Origin of the sequence: Halomonas sp. ISL-56 (genome assembly GCF_018612805.1) — a bacterium.
GTDB lineage: Bacteria > Pseudomonadota > Gammaproteobacteria > Pseudomonadales > Halomonadaceae > Vreelandella.
This window is the reverse complement of the sequence record NZ_JAGGRO010000032.1, coordinates 1-18,529: the sequence shown is the minus strand read 5'-3', so window position 1 is coordinate 18,529 and position 18,529 is coordinate 1. Positions and strand designations below refer to the sequence as shown.

Annotated in this window: 14 protein-coding genes; 6 read left to right on the top strand and 8 right to left on the bottom strand. The window is 56.2% G+C overall.

What is annotated here, in order from left to right:
* Positions 1–77: 77 nt before the first annotated feature.
* Positions 78–1,760, top strand: coding sequence for an NAD-dependent DNA ligase LigB (ligB, locus tag J7J49_RS21905; protein WP_502793525.1), 1,683 nt, complete (start codon positions 78–80; stop codon positions 1,758–1,760).
* Between the two features lie 11 nt (positions 1,761–1,771).
* Here ligB and J7J49_RS21900 read toward each other — a convergent pair whose 3' ends face one another.
* Positions 1,772–2,707 (bottom strand): AEC family transporter, encoded by a 936-nt coding sequence (locus J7J49_RS21900; RefSeq protein WP_064232612.1) that lies wholly within the window; start codon positions 2,705–2,707, stop codon positions 1,772–1,774.
* 143 nt (positions 2,708–2,850) lie between these two features.
* Between J7J49_RS21900 and metF the strand changes: the two genes are divergently transcribed.
* Complete coding sequence (gene metF, locus J7J49_RS21895) at positions 2,851–3,693, top strand: methylenetetrahydrofolate reductase [NAD(P)H] (RefSeq protein WP_215095665.1); 843 nt, start codon at positions 2,851–2,853, stop codon at positions 3,691–3,693.
* A gap of 89 nt (positions 3,694–3,782) precedes the next feature.
* Here the strand turns inward: metF and J7J49_RS21890 are convergent, their stop codons facing one another.
* The 4 genes from J7J49_RS21890 to prlC all read right to left on the bottom strand — a co-directional run bounded on the left by J7J49_RS21890 (position 3,783) and on the right by prlC (position 9,791).
* On the bottom strand, positions 3,783–5,984 hold the full coding sequence (locus J7J49_RS21890) for a TRAP transporter permease (protein WP_215095663.1): 2,202 nt from the start codon (positions 5,982–5,984) through the stop codon (positions 3,783–3,785).
* A 103-nt stretch (positions 5,985–6,087) separates the two neighbouring features.
* Complete coding sequence (locus J7J49_RS21885) at positions 6,088–7,077, bottom strand: TAXI family TRAP transporter solute-binding subunit (protein ID WP_064232618.1); 990 nt, start codon at positions 7,075–7,077, stop codon at positions 6,088–6,090.
* Positions 7,078–7,431: 354 nt separating this feature from the next.
* Complete coding sequence (locus tag J7J49_RS21880) at positions 7,432–7,683, bottom strand: YheV family putative zinc ribbon protein (RefSeq protein WP_027958898.1); 252 nt, start codon at positions 7,681–7,683, stop codon at positions 7,432–7,434.
* Between the two features lie 59 nt (positions 7,684–7,742).
* A complete protein-coding gene (gene prlC, locus J7J49_RS21875) occupies positions 7,743–9,791 on the bottom strand; it encodes an oligopeptidase A (RefSeq protein WP_215095661.1) in 2,049 nt (682 codons plus the stop codon).
* Between the two features lie 179 nt (positions 9,792–9,970).
* On the opposite strand from prlC, the gene J7J49_RS21870 reads away from it, so the two are divergent.
* The 3 genes from J7J49_RS21870 (at position 9,971) to J7J49_RS21860 (ending at position 12,744) form a co-directional block, all read left to right on the top strand.
* Entirely contained in the window at positions 9,971–11,311 is a 1,341-nt protein-coding gene (locus tag J7J49_RS21870; RefSeq protein ID WP_064232623.1) for a sodium-dependent transporter, read from the top strand.
* 88 nt (positions 11,312–11,399) lie between these two features.
* On the top strand, positions 11,400–11,945 hold the full coding sequence (locus J7J49_RS21865; RefSeq protein WP_064232625.1) for a gamma carbonic anhydrase family protein: 546 nt from the start codon (positions 11,400–11,402) through the stop codon (positions 11,943–11,945).
* Positions 11,946–12,072: 127 nt separating this feature from the next.
* On the top strand, positions 12,073–12,744 hold the full coding sequence (locus J7J49_RS21860) for a metal-dependent hydrolase (RefSeq protein WP_064232627.1): 672 nt from the start codon (positions 12,073–12,075) through the stop codon (positions 12,742–12,744).
* Here J7J49_RS21860 and J7J49_RS21855 read toward each other — a convergent pair.
* Genes J7J49_RS21855 through J7J49_RS21845 form a run of 3 tightly spaced genes read right to left on the bottom strand, consistent with a single transcriptional unit; the run spans position 12,720 to position 16,787 of the window.
* Positions 12,720–14,102: a sigma-54-dependent transcriptional regulator gene (locus J7J49_RS21855; RefSeq protein ID WP_215095659.1), complete on the bottom strand. Its 1,383-nt coding sequence runs from the start codon at positions 14,100–14,102 to the stop codon at positions 12,720–12,722. The genes J7J49_RS21860 and J7J49_RS21855 overlap by 25 nt on opposite strands.
* Positions 14,095–16,017 (bottom strand): sensor histidine kinase, encoded by a 1,923-nt coding sequence (locus tag J7J49_RS21850; RefSeq protein ID WP_215095657.1) that lies wholly within the window; start codon positions 16,015–16,017, stop codon positions 14,095–14,097. Before J7J49_RS21850 ends, J7J49_RS21855 begins: the two co-directional genes overlap by 8 nt.
* Positions 16,014–16,787: a GntR family transcriptional regulator gene (locus J7J49_RS21845; protein WP_064232634.1), complete on the bottom strand. Its 774-nt coding sequence runs from the start codon at positions 16,785–16,787 to the stop codon at positions 16,014–16,016. Before J7J49_RS21845 ends, J7J49_RS21850 begins: the two co-directional genes overlap by 4 nt.
* A 288-nt stretch (positions 16,788–17,075) precedes the next feature.
* Between J7J49_RS21845 and lldD the strand changes: the two genes are divergently transcribed.
* Complete coding sequence (gene lldD, locus J7J49_RS21840) at positions 17,076–18,227, top strand: FMN-dependent L-lactate dehydrogenase LldD (protein WP_064232636.1); 1,152 nt, start codon at positions 17,076–17,078, stop codon at positions 18,225–18,227.
* Positions 18,228–18,529: the final 302 nt, after the last annotated feature.

Below are 18,529 nucleotides of genomic sequence, written 5' to 3'. Positions count from 1 at the left end.
TCAGTTTAAGGTAAATTAAACTTAACGGGGCTGGTGCAAGCGCCGTGTCTTTTCCTTGTCATCATGTGAGGATGGGTATGCAGGGCTGGCGATGGATCATGAAAGTGGGGTGGCTGGGTGGCCTGTTAGCGGTGGCGCTCTCGGCGCAGGGAGAGGAGTGCCCAAGTTGGCCCGCTGAGCGGCTGGCGCAGGAAAGCCAAGCGCTGGCCGAGCAGGTTCAGCGCTGGGACACTGCCTACCACGACGAAGGCGTCGCGCTGATCGATGATGCCCTCTACGACCAAGCGGTAGAGCGCCTAGCTAACTGGCAGCGCTGTTTAGGCGTAGAACCGGATCATCGCCCGCTGACGCGGGTGACCAGCAGTAGCGGCACCCTTGAACACCCAGCGGCCCAGCGCGGCCTCAATAAAGCTGATGACGAGGGCGTCAGGCGCTTTACCAGCCGTCGCGAAGACCTGTGGATCCAACCCAAAGTGGACGGCGTAGCGGTGACGCTGCGCTATGTAGAGGGTGAGCTGGTCGAAGCCATTAGCCGCGGCGATGGCGAGCGAGGCCAGGATTGGACAGCCCGTGCCCGACAACTGCCTGCTGTTCCCAATACGTTACCCGAACCGATTTCTGCGCTATTCCAAGGCGAGCTGTATTGGCGCCTAGAAGCGCACGTTCAGTCGCGCTCTCCCTCTTCTGGAGCCCGGGGCGTCGTGGCAGGCGCCATGGCTCAGTCTTCGCCTGACGCGGCCACCCTTGAGCGTGTTGGCCTGTTTGTATGGGGCTGGCCTGACGGCCCGACCGACATGGAAAGCCGCTTAGCCCAACTGAGTGCGCTGGGCTTTGATAGCGCCGACTACACCTATCCCTTGAATGATCGCCGTGATGCCGCCTACTGGCGCGATACCTGGTTCAACGGCCCACTTCCGTTTGCCACTGATGGTGTGGTGATTAAGCAAGCTGAGCGGCCCGGTATAAGACGCTGGTCATCATCGCCGCCTGAGTGGGCCGTTGCCTGGAAATACCCTGCCCAGCAGGCGCTAGCGGAAGTGCGTGGCATTGAGTTTCGCGTAGGACGCACCGGGCGCGTGACGCCGTTAGTGTGGCTCAATCCTGTACTGCTAGAGGGGCGACGTATTAGCCGCGTTTCGCTAGGGTCGATGGAACGTTGGGAATCACTGGATGTTCGCCCCGGCGACCAAGTGGCGATTTCCCTGGCGGGACTAACGATTCCCCAGTTAACCGAGGTGGTATGGCATACTCAAGAGCGCTCGCCGCTGACCCCGCCATCACCCCAGCGCTACCACCTGTTGAGCTGTTTTGAGTTAACGCCCGGTTGCGATAGTCAGTTGCTGGCGCGGCTTACCTACCTGGGCGAGCAGCTAGGCATGCAGGGTGTCGGTGAAGGTACTTGGCAAGCGCTAATCGAAGCGGGCGTAGTCACTCATTTACTGGACTGGCTGAATGTTGAACCACGCCAGCTGCAACAGGCCTACGGCATTGGTGAGGCCACCGCCGCCTCGCTCACCGAGCAATTTCAAGCAGCCCGTGACCAACCTTTTGCAGCTTGGCTAAGTGCGCTGGGCGCGCCGCCGGGTAGCGAATCGGTGCGTGGGGATTGGTATGAGTTAGCGGGCTACCAGCGCGAACAGTGGCAAGCCGTTCCCGGCGTCGGCCCAGTGCGCGCAGAAGCGCTGGTTGCATTTTTCAGCCACCCAGAGATGCAGCGCATGGCCGCACAGCTTAACCATGCGGGTGTTGCTGGCTTTTAACAGCTCAATCACTAACCAAGCCCGGTGAGGCGCAGCATTAAACCGAGATAGAGCGGAATCAGCAGTGGCGCCAGCAGTGTGGTGACCAGCACCGCTAATGCGCCTTTCTGTGGCTGGATGCCCAGCTCCATGGCCACTACCACAACATTGGCGGCCATGGGCACCACACCCAGCAGCAACAACGCTAAGGCCAGCTCCGTGGAAAGCGGCGCGACCCACTGCAGGATTAACACCGCCACTAGCATGACCAATGGCCACATCAGGTAGCGTAACCCTAAGCAGGCGGCCACAAAGCGCGTATCCCAGGCGGAAAGCGTCACTTGGCTAAGCGTCATGCCAATAATCATCATGCCCAGCAGCGTATAGGTAGCAGGAAACACTTGCAGCGAACTCATGACCGCGGCGGGAATGGTTACCTCAAGGCTACTGAGTAGTAATGCTAATAAAAAAGCGTAGATAAGCGGCAAGCGTGAAATTTTGATCAGGCTCTCGCGCACCGAAAAACGCCCGCGGGCACTGAGATAAAAGCCCACGGTAAATTCGTAAATATTAATCCCCAGCATACAGAACAGGTAAAGGGTAACGCCTTCCGGGGGCAGCAAAATCAACGCAATTGGTAAACCAAAATAGCCGGTATTGCCCGTCCCTGAGGAGAACGCCAACAGGGCCGCTTCCTGTTCACCAAAGCGGTGGCGAGTGACGCGTTGTACGATCAGTGCCATCAGGCTGGCCAGAATGAATAGCGCTAATGTGAGTAAGAGGTAGTCAAGCGTCGGGCCACCGTTCATCAGCGCGCGAAAAATCGTAAAAGGCGCTATCAGGTAAACCAGCAGTGTCGCGATCGGGCGGGGGTCTAGCTTGAGTCGTTGGGCGGCCAGCCAACCCAGTCCCACGTAGCTCAGTAACATCAATAGCGGCCCAACCAGTGCCCCAGGTGCAAGATCCATTTACCCTCCCGTAATAGGTGTCGTGACGACGAACATGAGCCGAATTAAAGGCCAAGCGTGGAATCTTTCATTAGCCCCAGCCCGTTGGAACAGCGAGAATACCTTAAAATATCATCACTATTAATCACTAATAAGGAAGTCCCATGAGCAGCCAAGAGCATCCGCTAGGTATCAGCTTTGAATTTTTTCCGCCCAACACCGATGCCGGGCGCGATAAGCTGATCCACGTTCGCGATGAACTGGCCGCCCGGAAACCACGGTTTTTTTCGGTGACTTACGGTGCTGGCGGGTCTACCCAGGCGCGTACCCGTCAGGTGGTGCGTGAGGTTAGCGAGAGCGGGATCACGACCGCCCCGCACCTCTCCTGCATCGGCAGTGAGAAAGCCCAGCTGCGTGATCTGCTGGCACAGTACCGCGAGGAGGGCGTGGATAGCTTGGTTGCGCTGCGTGGTGATATGCCCTCCGGTATGGGTAGCATTGGCGAGCTGCGTTATGCCAACGAACTGGTTGAATTTATTCGTGAGGAAACCGGCAATCATTTCGACATTGCGGTGGCGGCCTATCCTGAATCTCATCCACAGGCCCCCAACCTTGATAAGGATGTGGAAAACTTCGCGCGTAAAATGAAGGCGGGGGCCAATATGGCGATTACCCAGTACTTCTTTACCGCTGATGCCTATTTCAACTTTGTCGATAAAGCCCGTGCACTAGGCGTCGAGCAGCCGATTATTCCCGGCATTATGCCGATTACCAACTACACCAAGCTGGCGCGTTTCTCTGACGCCTGTGGTGCCGAGATCCCGCGTTGGATTCGCAAGCAGTTGGAGTCGTATGGCGATGACAGTGACGCGATCTCAGCCTTTGGCACCGATGTGGTGAGTCGGCTTTGTCAGCGTTTACTGGAGGGCGGAGCGCCAGGCCTACACTTCTATACGCTTAACCAAGCCGCGCCGGTGCTGAAGATCGTTGACAATCTGACCGACTAGGTTCGTTTGTTGTCCTGCTATACGGCCATTAAAAACCCCGCTCAACGAAAATGTTGAGCGGGGTTTTTACGCTTAGCGGCTTAAATCAATCAGCCCGCTTGCGCTGTTTTTTTACCACCGCCGTGTAGCTTGCGCTGCATGACAAAAAGCACGATACCAATCGCAAGGCCAATAACGTCGGTGTAGATACCGCCGTAGATCAAGAACATCGCCCCCACCAGCATCAGCAAGCGCTGTAAGGCATTAACGGGCCCAAAGAACCACGCCTGCACCATGCCAGAGAGCAAGACAATGCCAAGGGTGGCGGTAACCCCGACGCGGAGGATCTGCATGGCGGAGCCTTCCATTAGCATGGCCGGGCTGTAGAAGAACATAAACGGCACGATAAAGGCGGCCAAACCAATCTTGAAGGAGGCCACCGAGGTGCCCATGGGGTTGTCACCAGAAATACCGGCGGCTGCATAGGAGGCCAAGGCCACGGGCGGCGTAATCGCCGAGACGACCGCAAAGTAGAACACGAAGAAGTGAGCAATCAGCGGTTCAATGCCGATATTGATCAGGCCAGGCGCGACCACAGAAGCAGCCACCGCATAGGCGGCGGTGGTCGGCATGCCCATGCCGAGTAGAATACTAATCAGCATGGCGAACACCAGCGCCAACAGCTGGCTAACGCCCGCTAAGCCAAGTAGCAGCGATGAGAAGCGCGCGCCTACACCCGTCAACGAGATAACCCCAACGATTAAGCCCGCGCAGGCACATACGGCGATAATCTGAATCGCCATGGTGCCCGCTATTTGCAGCGCTTTAAGAATTGCACGAAGACCCATTTTGTTGGGTGAAATCCAGCTAACCACGGCGGCTGATGCCGTTGCCAAAGTACCGGCACGAATCACCGAGTAGCCCATAAACAGGGCGACAATCAGAATAATAATCGGCGCGAATAGGTAGACCTGCTTGACCAGCTTTGAAAACAGCGGGATCTCATCTTTGCGCATACCGCGCATACCTTTACGGGCGGCTTCGAAGTCGACCATAAAGTAGATGGAGGCAAAATAGAGAATCGCCGGAATGACCGCGGCAAGAGCAATTTCGGTATAGGGAATGCCGGTCACTTCGGCCATGATAAACGCACCCGCGCCCATAATCGGCGGCATGATTTGCCCACCGGTTGAGGCGGCTGCCTCGATCGCGCCTGCGCTACGTGCGGGGTAGCCGACTTTCTTCATCAGCGGAATGGTCAATGAGCCGGTGGAAACCACGTTACCCGCTGACGTGCCGTTAATCATACCCATCAAGCCAGAGGCAAAGATGGCTACCTTGGCGGGGCCGCCACGAGCTCGGCCTGCGGCGGCAAAGGCAAAGTTAACGAAGTAGTCGCCAACTTTAGAGGCCTGCAGGAAAGCGGCAAAAATAATGAACAGAATAATATAGGTCGACGACACCGCGGTGGTTGGGCCGAGAATACCGGCATCCGTGTAGACCTGGCTAAAGAAGCGCTGTAGTGACAGCCCTGGATAGCCTAAAAAGCCTGGCAAATAAGGGCCAGCAAATACGTAGGTCAGGAAAACCGCAGAAATCACCACCAGGGCTAGACCCGCTACCCGGCGAGTAAGCTCCAGAATCAGTAGAGAGCCCGCAATCGCCGCCCAGGAAATGCCTGACGGTGCGAAGGAGGTACCTGTCGACATACGGATATTGGTGTTATACGCCACCAGCAAATAACCAGCGCTGGCCATCGCACAGACCATCAACACCAAATCGGCAGGGTTGAAGCGATGCCGGGCCTGACGATAAAACCATGACAGTACGATCGCACCCGCTGTCGTTGCCATGAGCGGATAGCCGTAGTGCCAATTTTCGATGTTCGGGTCGATGCGCATGGCGCTGCCGCTGAGCGTTTGATGCATTAAAAAGACTTGCGCCAGGGTATAGGCGGCGGGAATCAGTAGCGCGTAGCTTACCCATTTGATCCAGGCGCCAGATGCTTGGTGATCGTCGTCGGCAAAACGGGCACCGGCAAATAGCCCGTAACCGAGAATAAGTGCACCGGCAATATGCACGATACGAAACGACCAGGTTTCCATCGGATACACGTTCAGTGAGATCAGATGGAAACTTGAGTAAGCAATCGCTAATGCCGCAAATAGCAGGAACTGCCAGCCCGTAAACAGGCGGCGGTTGGGTTCAACAACGTCTTCATCGACACCATCGGCAATGGACTCGGGTATCACAGACGCCGCGTGAGCATCATCCTTGAGGTCATCGGGTTCTTGGTCGGTTTTGTGACTCATTAGAGTTCACCCTCACAGCAAAAGCAGACAAAGGGGTAGTAGCAGCGAAAGCTGCCCCGCCCGGCGGGGCCGGTAACGGGGCAGTTAGAACGGGGAAAGTTGCTTAGTTGATCATATCATCAGCAATTTCATAGCCGTTCTCTTCGTACCAGCGTGCAGCGCCGGGGTGAAACGGCAGCACGGTGTTGTGCTTGATGTTTTCTGGAATGGTGGTTTCAGCACTGCGGTGCACAGAACGCATGCGGTCATTGTTTTCCATGGTGGCCTTGGTGACTTCGTAGACGAAATCTTCCGGTAGGTCGCAGCCTGCAATGGCGAAGTTCCACATGGAAACAGCGCGGGCATCTTCTTCCAGCGTCGTATAGGTGCTGGCAGGAATGGTGAATTCAGCAACCGGGAAGTTTTCCAGCACCGTGGCCAGTTCTTCTTCATTAAATTCGATGATATTAACGTCAGTCTGTACTTCCAGCTGGCTAACGGCAGGGATCGGAATGCCCGCAGCGAAGGCGACAACGTCTAGCAGGCCATCCTGCAACTGGCCACCCAGGTCTGACCAACCGCCGTTACGGCGATCGAAGTTAACGCCCAGGGTTTCTAAAATGGCCGGGAAATAGGTGTCAGAGGTTGAGGCGGCCGGGCCAAAACCGATGCGTGCGCCATCAGGAATGTCGGAAATCGACTCAATACCGCTGCTTGAGAGTGCCGCAATTGAGAAAGGTGTCTCGTACATGGGGAACATCGCGCAGACATTATCCATCTGCATGCCAGGTGCTAGCGGGCTTTCACCTTTAACGGCATCAGACGCAGGGCCCATGGTGGTTAAGCCAAATGCCATATCGCCTGTGTGCACGAGCGCCAGGTTTTGAGTGGGGCCGCCGGTGACTTCACCGCCGCCAGATACGCCTAACTCATCGGCAATAAAGTTCGCCCAGCCTGAACCGTAAACGAAGTAAGTGCCGCCCTGACTAGCGGTGCCAACAGTGAAGTTGTCGGGCCACCCGGAACGGTCTTGAGCCTGGGCACTACTGGCGGCTGCGACAAGCAGGGCGCTGCTGGCGAGGAGGGTAAACGTTTTAGGCATATGTTTGCGCATGGCGAAAATTCCTAGCTGTTATTGGGGTTATAGTCTGACGGCCTCTATTAATACCGCCAGTCGATACTGCGTTAAGCAGGTATGCCTCTATATAACAGCGATAGTTGTGCCACTTAAAGGTTAGATTTTTAAAATCATGGGCTTATAAAGTTTTTATTCAACTTTGGTGGCAAGCCACAAGCGTTGAAGTGTCCGAGTGTTCGCACGCTGAGGGCTTTTTTGTGTGCGAATATCCGCACACAAATTGAGCTGTTCGTACGCTACCGGCGGTGAGTCGGGTAGGGAACGTAGCAGATACCCGGCTGGTGAAGAGTGAATAAGCCAGCCGTGGTGGTGAGGGGGTAGGGGAAGGTGTTAACGCGAGGATTTACCTGGATCCAGAATACGCACTGGCTGCACATCCTGCTGCTTCTGGTCATCGCGCACTTGATTGACCCGAGTGGTCATTTCGGTAAGCGCGTCCTCCTCAATAGGCAGTTGCTCGAAGAAATCGCAGCTGACGCACTCCCGGTAGCGAATGCCGTTTTGCTCCCAGGCACGGATACGATCCATCGCCGCGCAGCGGGGGCAGGTCACACCGGCAATAAAGCGTTTCACACTTGACATCATTAGGCTCCAAGGGCGTACTCCCGACGTGGGAGCACGCATAGGCTGGCGTTGCAGGTTTAAGCGGCGCGAATACCACTATGGCGAAGCAGTGGCTCAACGTTCGGCTCACGGCCCCGAAAGGCTACAAACAGATCGGCGGCATCGCGGGCGCCGCCTTGCTCAAGAATTTCGCGGCGAAAGCGCTGGCCTGTTTCAGGATCAAAAATCCCAGCTTCTTCAAAGGCGCTCCAGGCATCTGCTGACAGTACTTCCGCCCACTTATAGCTGTAGTAACCGGCCGCGTAGCCACCCGCAAACACGTGACCAAAGCTATTCTGGAAGCGGTTGAACGGCACTTTCGGCAGCACAGAGACCGCTGCACGCACCTCATCCAGCAAAGCTTGCACGTCGCTGGCGCTGGGGGCGCTAAGCTCATGGTGCAAGCGCAGGTCAAACAGCGAAAACTCGATTTGGCGCATCATGCCCATGGCCGACTGAAAATTCTTGGCTGCCTGGAGGCGCTCAAGTAGCTCGGCGGGTAGCGGTTCGCCGCTATCTACGTGCTTGGCGAGTAGATCCAGACCTTCACGCTCCCAGCAGTAGTTTTCCATAAATTGGCTGGGTAGCTCGACCGCATCCCAGGCGACACCGTTAATGCCTGAAATATCGGCAATATGTTGCTGGGTCAGCATATGATGCAGGCCATGGCCAAACTCATGGAACAGGGTGGTGACTTCGTCGTGGGTGAGCAGCGCAGGGCGGCCACTAACCGGGGCAGTGAAGTTGCAGGTAAGAAAGGCGACCGGCAGTTGCAGGCCCTGCTCCGTTTGGCGGCGGACTCGGCAGTCGGCCATCCAGGCGCCGCCACGCTTGCCTTCTCGAGCGTAGAGATCGAGATAAAAACCGGCAATCGGCTGGCCGTTTTCGGTGATACGGAAATAGCGCACGTCATCATGATAGCGGGGCGCCTGGGTATCTTCTTCAAAGCGCACGCCGTACAGACGTTCAACGACCTGAAACAGACCATCGACCACCTGGGGGGCCGGAAAATAGGGACGTAGCTGCTCCTGGGAGATAGAGTGGCGCGCTTCGCGTAGTTTCTCGCTAGCATAGGCAACATCCCACGGCTCCAGCGCTTCCAGGCCTAATTCATCTTGGGCATAATCACTGAGTTCAGCAAACTCTTCTTTCGCTTGAGACACCGCACGGCGGGCTAAGTCGTTAAGAAAATCGAGCACCTGCTCGGGAGAGTCCGCCATCTTGGTGGTCAGGGAGTAGTCGGCGTAGGTGGCAAAACCGAGTAGCTTGGCCATTTCACTACGTAACGCCAGAATCTCTTCCATGATATCCGCGTTATCGAACTTGCCCGCATCGGGGCCTTGATCAGACGCACGGGTAACGAAGGCGGTATAAACCTCGCGGCGCAGCTCGCGGTTGTCGGCGTAGCTAACCACCGGGAAGAAGCTGGGGAAGTCTAAGGTAATGCGGTAGCCAGACACACCCTTGGCCTCGGCGGTGGCTTTCAGAGTGTCGAGAGCACTCTCCGGTACCCCTGCTAACGCTTCTTGGTTATCGATATCCTTGTGCCATGCCTGGGTGGCATCCAGTACGTTATTGGAGAACTGGTTGGACAGCATGGAGAGCCGCGACTGAATTTCGCCGTAGCGGGTTTTCTTGTCGGCGGGTAGGTCAACGCCGGCTAAGCGGAAATCGCGTAGTGAATTCTCCACGGTACGCCGTTGGGCGGCATCCAGATTCTCCCATGCGGGGCCATCTTGCAACGCCTGCCAGCCGTGGAACAAGCCTTCATGTTGGCCTACCCAGGTGCCAAAGTCAGAGAGTTTCTCAAGGCATGCCTGGTACGCTTCGCGCATTTCCGGCGAATTCATGGTGCCATTGAGGTGAGAAACGGGAGACCACATCTTGGTAAGCCGGTCATTCACTGCTTCAAGGGGCGCCGCAAAATTGTCCCAGTTGGGTGGTGCGGCGACGGCTTGTTCGGCGAGGCGATCAATGGCCTCACGGCTTTCGCTTAGCAGCGTGTCCACGGCAGGCTCCACGTGCTCAGCGCGAATCTGGGTAAAAGGGGGTAGCTCGTGCGTTTCAAGCAGCGGATTGGTGGACATAGGCACCTCAAGTGACATCAATTTAAGACCGTTAACGAGCGCAAAACACGCCATAATAATGACACAGTGCGGGCGGTTAAGCCGTGTTTCAATGCTAGGTTTAATCTCAGGGTTTGGCCTGCACGCAAGTGCCTGCTAGTCTTGCCGCCTTTTAATGCCACGAATGGCAGGAGCATGTGATGAGCGAGACGCTGGAGCGCTGGGGGTCGAAACGGGCCTTTATCTTGGCGGTAACAGGTGCTGCGGTGGGGTTAGGCAACATCTGGCGCTTCCCTTATGTGGCCGGAGAGAACGGTGGTGCGGCGTTTCTGCTGATTTACGTGGCGTTTGTGCTGCTGCTGGGTATTCCGGTCATGATGGCGGAAATACTGATTGGCCGCGCCGGTCGGCGTGGGCCGATGCAAGCCTTGGGCGCCCTGGCAGCCGAAGCGGGTGCTTCACCAAAATGGCGCTGGCTTGGCCTTTTCGGTGCGTTCACCGTTTTCTGTATTTTGTCTTTCTATTCGGTGGTGTCGGGCTGGTCAATTGAGTTTTTGGTGGCCTCTGTTAACGGCAACTTCAATGGTGCAAGTGCCGCTGAGATTGGCGCTGGCTTTGAGGCTTTTCTAGCTAGCCCAGGGCTGCTGATTTTTAATCACTCGCTGTTTCTGTTTATGACCATGACCGTCGTAGCTGCGGGGGTTGCTAAGGGGCTTGAGCGGCTGAATAACCTGCTGATGCCGCTACTGTATCTGTTGCTACTGCTGTTGGCGGGCTATGCCGCGACCACCGATGGTTTTGCGCCAGCGTTAGCGTGGTTGTTTCTGCCCTCTTTCGAGGCGCTAACCCCTTCTGTAGTGGTGCATGCCATGGGCCATGCGTTTTTTACTCTGGCGGTAGGCGCCTGTGCCTTGATGGCTTATGGCGCTTATATGCCGGAAGAGCAGAGCCTGCCGAAAGCGGCGGTTGCTGTCGCTGTACTCGATATTAGCGTGGCATTATTGGCGGGGATCGCTATTTTCTCGGTGGTGTTTGCTCAAGGCATGGATCCTACTGACGGCCCAGGGTTAATGTTTGTTACCCTGCCGATTGCGTTTTCGGAGCTGCCTTGGGGCTCTGTATGGCTCAGCGTGTTCTTCTTATTGCTGTTACTGGCCACCTGGACATCGGCGATTAACCTAGCGGAGCCGATGGTCGCCACACTGCAGGGCTTGGGGCTACGGCGCAGTATCTCGACGGCGATCGTGGCGCTCAGCGTCTGGTTGATCGGGCTGCTATCAGCCTTCTCCTTTTCAACGCTGGCGGAGTTTCGGCCGCTATTTGGGCGTAATGTCTTCGAGCTGGTCAGCAGTATACCGCCGGATGTTTTCTTACCCCTGGGCGGGTTGCTGATCGCGATTTTTGCGGCCTGGGTAATGCCCCGTGAGAAGGTGGTGAGCGCGTTAGGCGTTGGTGAAAGTGGTTATTTGGTGTGGCGCAATATCATCCGCTGGGTGTCGATTCCGCTGACCTTTATTGTTCTACTGGCCGGGTTGCTTTAGCGGGTTGCTTTAGCGGGTTGCTTTAGCGGGTTGCTATAGTGAGTTGATCAATGTCTCCGTTTCCTATCCGACATCTCAGGAGCGAGTTATGAGCAGTGTATTAAGGCGCTATCAAGGTATGGAGCCCCAATTGGGCGAGCGCGTTTATATTGATCCGGCCAGTGTGGTCATCGGTGACGTGGTGCTGGGCGATGACTGCTCCGTGTGGCCGATGACAGTGATCCGTGGCGATATGCATCGCATTCGCATCGGCGCACGTACCAGTGTGCAGGATGGCAGTGTGCTGCATATTACCCACGCTAGTGATTTCAGCCCAGACGGCTTTCCGCTTACCATTGGCGACGATGTCACCATTGGCCATAAAGCGATTCTGCATGGCTGCACGTTGGGAAGCCGAATACTCGTTGGTATGGGCGCGATTGTGATGGATGGCGCGGTCGTTGAGGACGAGGTGATCATTGCTGCGGGCGCCGTGGTAACGCCGGGCAAGCATTTGGAAAGTGGCTATGTGTATGCTGGTAACCCTGCCAAAGCACTGCGCCCGCTGAAAGATAAGGAGCGCGCGTTCTTCCCTTACACTGCAGGCAACTACGTTAAATTAAAAGATCGCTTTCTGGCCGAACCCTCCCTTTAGCTATCTTGTCTAATCAATCCTAAGCAGTTGGCCTAGCAACCTTTTTTCTTCATTAGCCATGTCGCGGATAGCGAAAGTCTGTTAATTTATACAGTTTTCTGTTTTGCAGACTTTGGGATGCCGCGTCATGGCTAATTTTCGCACGCATATTACGGTGGCAGCGGCGGGCGGCATGCTGGTAGCTTACGCAGGCTGGAAAGGCCAATGGTGGCCGCCCTCCCAGGCGGTGGTGATGATTGCACTGGTTACGTTCGGGGGGATTTTGCCCGATATCGATGCCGATCGATCCCACTCTATCCGCTTGATATTCAATCTTCTTTCGGTGCCCGCTCTGGTATTGGGCGTCCTGTTGCTGCAGCCATGGTTGACGCCGGGAGCGTTGTTGATTGCCTGCGGTGGGATCTATTTCAGCGTGCGCTATTTGGCGGGGGTGCTGTTCTCGCGCTTTACCGTGCACCGTGGTATTTGGCACTCGCTGCTAGCGGGTGGGCTATGTAGTCTGCTCACCGCTGCGCTAAGTTTTAATTTACTCAACCAGCCAGCGTGGCTGGCTTGGTCTCATGGGGCTGCCACGCTGGTAGGGTTTTTGATCCACTTGTGTTTGGATGAGATATACAGCGTTGACCTTGAAGGCGCGCGGCTTAAGCGCTCGTTTGGAACGGCGCTTAAGCTAGGCGATAGCCGTCGGCCAATGTCCAATCTGCTCATGCTGATTGCGACACTGACCTTGGTGCCTTGGGCGCCGCCCTGGTCGGTACTGGGCGAGTTGCTGCATCAGGGCTCGCTGCTGTGGCGATAGTCATCGGCATGGAGGCCATGTTTTTTAAGCTTGTCGTAAAACGTTTTGCGTGGAATGCCCAAGTGGCGGCATACGTCGGTTACCCGGCCATGGTGGCGCGACAGCGATTGGCTGATCAGGCTCTTTTCAAACAGCTCTACCTGGCGCGGTAGGGTGGGCTCTTCGGTATCGGCGTTGACCCCTTCCAGCAGCGCATCCAAACGATAGTCAAAGGCCGCGCCTAACAGCACGTAGCGCTCGGCAAGGTTGCGTAGCTCGCGCACGTTACCGGGCCAATCATGAGCCAACAGCGCGGCAATCGCAGGGCTATCGAGGGTCGGTGCTTCCAGCCCGCTGCGGTTGGCCGCGACGACGGCAAAATGCTGGAACAGTAAGGGTATATCCTCACGCCGCTCGCGCAGAGCGGGTAGCGGCAGGGTGACCACGTTTAGCCGGTAGTAAAGATCCTCGCGGAAGTGCCCCTCTTCGGAAGCGGCTTTGAGATCTACCTTAGTGGCCGCGATGACGCGGATATCAAGCGGCACGGTTTCATTGGCGCCGAGCCGTTCGACGCTGCGCTCCTGCAGTACTCGCAGCAGTTTGACTTGCAGCGCCATGGGCATCGATTCAATCTCATCCAAAAACACCGTGCCACCGTTAGCGTGCTCGAACTTGCCGATGCGCCGCTCTACGGCACCTGTGAAGGCGCCTTTTTCGTGGCCAAACAACTCGGACTCAATGGTGTTCTCGGGCACCGCGCCGCAGTTAATCGCCATAAAGGGGCTGTTACGCCGCCCGCTGCGTTCGTGAATCGCGCGGGCCACTAAGTCTTTACCAGTGCCGGTCTCACCAAACAGCAGTACATCGGCTTCGACTTGGCTGATGCGCTGGATCATGGCGGCCAGCCGCGAAATGATCGGCGTGCGGCCCACCAGCCGCGGCCCTAACGCGGCTTGCTGCACCTCCAACTCTGCTTTAAGACGGTGGTTTTCCAAGCTAAGCTGGCGCTTTTCTATGCCTCGGCGCACCACATCCAGCAGTTGATCACCGGCAAACGGCTTCTCGAGAAAATCCCAGGCCCCGGCACGCATAGCTTCTACGGCCGTGGAGATATCGCCGTGGCCGGTAATTAAGATGATGGGCAGCGTGGCGTCGCGGCTGTGCAGCTCATGGAGCAGCGCCATGCCATCCATTCCCGGCATGCGTATGTCACTGACAATGACCCCCGGAAAGTCAGGCGTCAATGCCGCCAACGCTTGCTCTGCTGATTCAAAACAGTAGGGCGTATAGCCGGCAAGTTCGAGGGTTTGGCTGGCGGTGATCCGCAGATGCGGTTCGTCGTCGATCACCATGACCGGCAGCGTCGACGGCTCATGCATAAGTAGGGCTCTCCTGGGTGTGGGTTAACGGTGAGTGGGGCAGTGTAATGGTGAAGCGGGCGCCACCCTCGGGCTGATTAGCCGCCTGCAGTTTGCCGCCTAAATCGTCCATGATACGCGACGAGATCGAGAGCCCCAGGCCTAAACCGCTCCCCGGCGCTTTGGTGGTAAAAAAGGGTTCAAAAATCTGCCCTATGTGCTCCTCGGGGATGCCGGGGCCATTATCGCTAACGCTAATAATGACCTGCTGCTGGTAGCTATGGGCGCCCAGGGTTAACTGTGGGGCGGGTAGGCCTTTCATGGCCTGGAGCGCATTGCCGATTAAATTCACCAATACCTGCTCCAGACGCACTAGGTCGCCTTTTACCCATAAGGTTTCAGCGGGCCAATCCTGGACAATGGTGATATTGCCTTCGCGCAGGCGGTTTTGAAATAGGCGTAGGGCGTAGTCGATACAGGCCTGTACCGAAATGGTCTCCTGGCGCTCGCTGCTCTTACGCGAAAACTGGCGCAGCTGTGCACTTATATCCGCCATGCGCTCGGTGAGCTCAACAATCTGCTCAAGATTGGCATCCGCCTTGTCGTGGCGGGCCAGTTCCATAAAGCGGCGGGCGTTTTCTGCGTAGGCGCGAATAGCTGCCAGCGGCTGGTTAAGCTCATGGTTAATACCTGCAGCAAGCTGGCCCAGTACCGCAAGCTTGGCCGCTTGAATCAATTCATCCTGGGTCTGGCGCAGGCTGGCTTCAGCGCGGCGGCGTTCCTCGATTTCATCCGAAAGGCGTTGGTTGCTGGCCACCAGGTCACGGGTACGGCGTTCGACGCTGATCTCAAGTTCGTCACGAACGCGGGCCAGGGTGTTGCGCTCCCGTTCAGCAAACGCTTCACGCTCACGGCGTAGCCGCAGGCGCTGCCAGCCAATGCCCGCGCCGAGAGTTACCACGCCGTATAGACCGCCCGCCATAAGGGCGGCGATCCACTGGGCGCTAATCACCGGTGTTAGTGGCTTTAAAATATGCATTTGCCAACCAAACTCGGGGACATGCCGGGTCAGGCTCAGGTAGTCGCCATTGCTTAGCGGGCCCTGGGAGAAACTGACTAATTGGCTACCCTGGCGGTAAGGCGCATTAACTTCAATACCCGATGGCGTCAACGGCTCCATGGCATAGCGGCGCGTTGCCCGCAGGCTTTGGCGTTGCTCATTAGTAAGCGGGTAGAGCGCGTTCATGCGCAGCTCGGGATGGCTGGCCATAAAGATAATGTCGTCACTATCGGTGACAAAGAGCTCGGCATCCTGCTCTGCCCAGCTCTCTTCAACGTCATCTAACAGTACTTTAACCACAAGGACGCCGTCTGGCTGTGCGTCGGGTGAGGTGTTGTCTAGCCACACGGGGGACGAAAAGTAGTAGCCCCGCTCAAGCGACTTGATGCCTAAGCCAAAAAAGCGCCCCTGTCCGCCGGCAATGGCATCGGTGTAATAGGAACGAAACGCATAGTTCTGGCCAATAAAGGTGTTTGGACGGTGCCAATTACTGGCGGCGATCGTGTCACCATCGCGATTGAGTAAATAGACGTCTGAAACCCCCGCTGTAAAGCGGAAACGATCCAGCAGCATATTGAGCGGCATTGGGTCTTGGCTATCGGGAGAGGCCAAAAAGCGCTGCACGCCTTCCCGGGTGGCCAGCATTTGCGGTAGGTAGTCGTAGCGCAGTAAATAGCCGTTTAAGTTGGCAGCAGACAGGCGCAACTCGTTTTCTGCTTCGTCCTGTAAGTTAGAAAGCGCTTGTTCACGAGCCAGCTGGGCGGCTTGCCACATGCAAAAAAGCAAGCCGAGCGCAATGAGCACCAGCCACAGGCGTCGCCAGCGTGGCGGTAAAGGGGCCGGTGCTTGGCTGTTGATGCCAGCAGCGCTATTCATGCCGATGTCTTACCACTGCCTTGGGCACGTCGAAGGGCGCGCTGAGCCCGTGTCTCAGCTCTTGCCATCTCAAGAAGGCCTTCTTCAACAAATACCAAATGTTCATGGGCGCGAGCACGGGCATCTTCAGCCCGCCCTTCCAAAATGGCATTGAGCAGGGCGCGGTGCTGCTGCATTAACTGGCTGCGCGAACCTTCCTTGGCGAATAAATGAGCCAAGTTACTCACAATGCTCTTCTCTAGCAGATGGAAAATGCCACGGATAGTATGCAGCAGCAGAACATTATGGGCGGCTTCGGCAATGGCTAGGTGAAAAGCGGCATCTAGTTTAGCTTCCTGGATGGGATCCGCCCCTGCAAAGCCTCCGTCGAGTTCCTCAAAGCGCTGGATCAGGACGGCTTTATCCGCGGGTGTAGAGCGTAGCGCGGCGTAGTAGGCGGATATCCCTTCCATGGCGTCGCGGAATTCGAGTAAATCCAGATTGAACTCGTCGTGACGGGAAAGCATTTCCAGCAACGGGTCGGTATAGCCATTGCTGAGGTCGTCGTTGACAAAGGTGCCGCCGCCTTGGCGGCTGGTCAGTAAGCCTCGAGCGGCTAATTGCTGGATAGCTTCTCGTAAAGAGGGGCGTGAGACACCAAAACGTTCGGCTAACTCACGTTCAGGGGGTAAGCGCTGACCTGGTTTTAGGCTGCCTTCGAGCATCATGGCTTCTAAGCGCTCAGTGATAACATCGGCCAAGCGCTGTTGGCGGAGCGGTGGATAGCTCATACGAAATAGCTCATGCGAAATCGCTCATGTCTAAAAGCCCTTTAATTGGTAAGACCAATATTAAAAGCTATGAATGCTTTTCTCAAGCGCATGTAGAGCGAGAATTGGTTGGGTAGCGTTAGCTTTAATAGCACTAAAGAATGGTGTTATTAAACTAAAGTATAGCGTTTTTAAGTGTTTAAAAGCGGCATCATCGTTTAATGTTGATCATTGTTTTTTGTCAATTGGTAAAACCAATTTTCCACTTTGGGCGCCAGTGTTTAGCGCATCCATCGCATAGGGCTCCTCATGATCATCTCAGCATCTACGGATTACCGCCAAGCCGCCAAGCGTCGTATACCTCCCTTTCTTTTTCATTATGCCGACGGTGGATCCTACGCGGAGCATACGTTGCGGCATAATGTTGAAGATCTTGCTGGCATCGCATTACGCCAGCGCGTACTAAAGGATATGTCGTCGCTGTCACTTGAAACCGAGCTGTTTGGTGAAAAGCTTGCTATGCCGATGGCGCTGGCGCCAGTGGGGCTGGCGGGCATGTACGCCAGGCGCGGGGAGGTGCAGGCGGCACGGGCGGCGGCTAATAAAGGTATACCGTTTACGCTGTCGACGGTATCGGTATGTCCTATTGATGAGGTGGCTTCGGCCATTGATCGGCCCATCTGGTTTCAGCTTTATGTGCTGAAAGACCGGGGTTTTATGAAGCATGTGCTGGAGAAGGCCAAGGCTGCTGGCGTCAAGACGCTGATTTTCACTGTTGATATGCCTGTTCCTGGCGCGCGTTATCGCGATGCTCATTCGGGCATGAGCGGTAAGCACGGCCCGGCCCGTCGAATGCTTCAGGCTGCAATGCATCCTTTGTGGGCCTGGGATGTGGGAGTTAATGGTCGCCCCCATGATTTGGGTAACGTGTCTGATTATCGCGGTAAGCCAACGGAGCTTGAGGACTACATTGCCTGGTTGGGGGATAACTTTGATCCGTCCATCTCCTGGAAGGATTTGGAGTGGATTAGAGAGCAATGGGATGGCCCAATGATCATTAAGGGCATACTTGACCCAGAGGATGCCCGTGACGCGGTTCGCTTCGGTGCGGACGGTATCGTCGTTTCCAACCATGGTGGCCGCCAGCTCGATGGTGTTCCCTCTACTGCACGTGCGCTGCCTGCAATTGCTGATGCTGTAAAGGGTGACTTGGCCATTTTGGCCGATTCCGGCGTGCGCAGCGGGCTCGACGTGGTGCGGATGATCGCCATGGGGGCCGACACCGTATTGATTGGGCGTGCTTTCATCTATGCGCTTGCCACTGCTGGAGAGTCCGGGGTTGCGCATTTGCTTGAGCTGTTTGAAAAAGAGATGCGGGTTGCAATGACGCTTACCGGGGCGCGTAGCATCGCCGACCTTGGGTCGGAATCACTGGTGCCAGGCTCAATCCGCGGCGCCTAATGAGCATTACTTACGGCTCTTTCAAAGCCTTGCTTAAAAACCACTTGCCAACCCGGCGCTGAATCCGTAAAGTACGTATCCGCTGCCGGGGACGCCAAGCGTTACCAGCGGTGAATAAGGTGTAAAAGCCTTGGTTTGTCAAGAGGTTAGAGCAGGCTGTATCGCTCGCTTCACTCGCTAAAAACAGTGATTGACAAGCATCAGGAAATGCGTAGAATACGCCTTCCTCGCTGAGGCAAGCCAGTTCAACGGTTTGTAAGGTGGCTCAAGCAGTCATCGCGGCGAAACAGCTCTTTAACAAT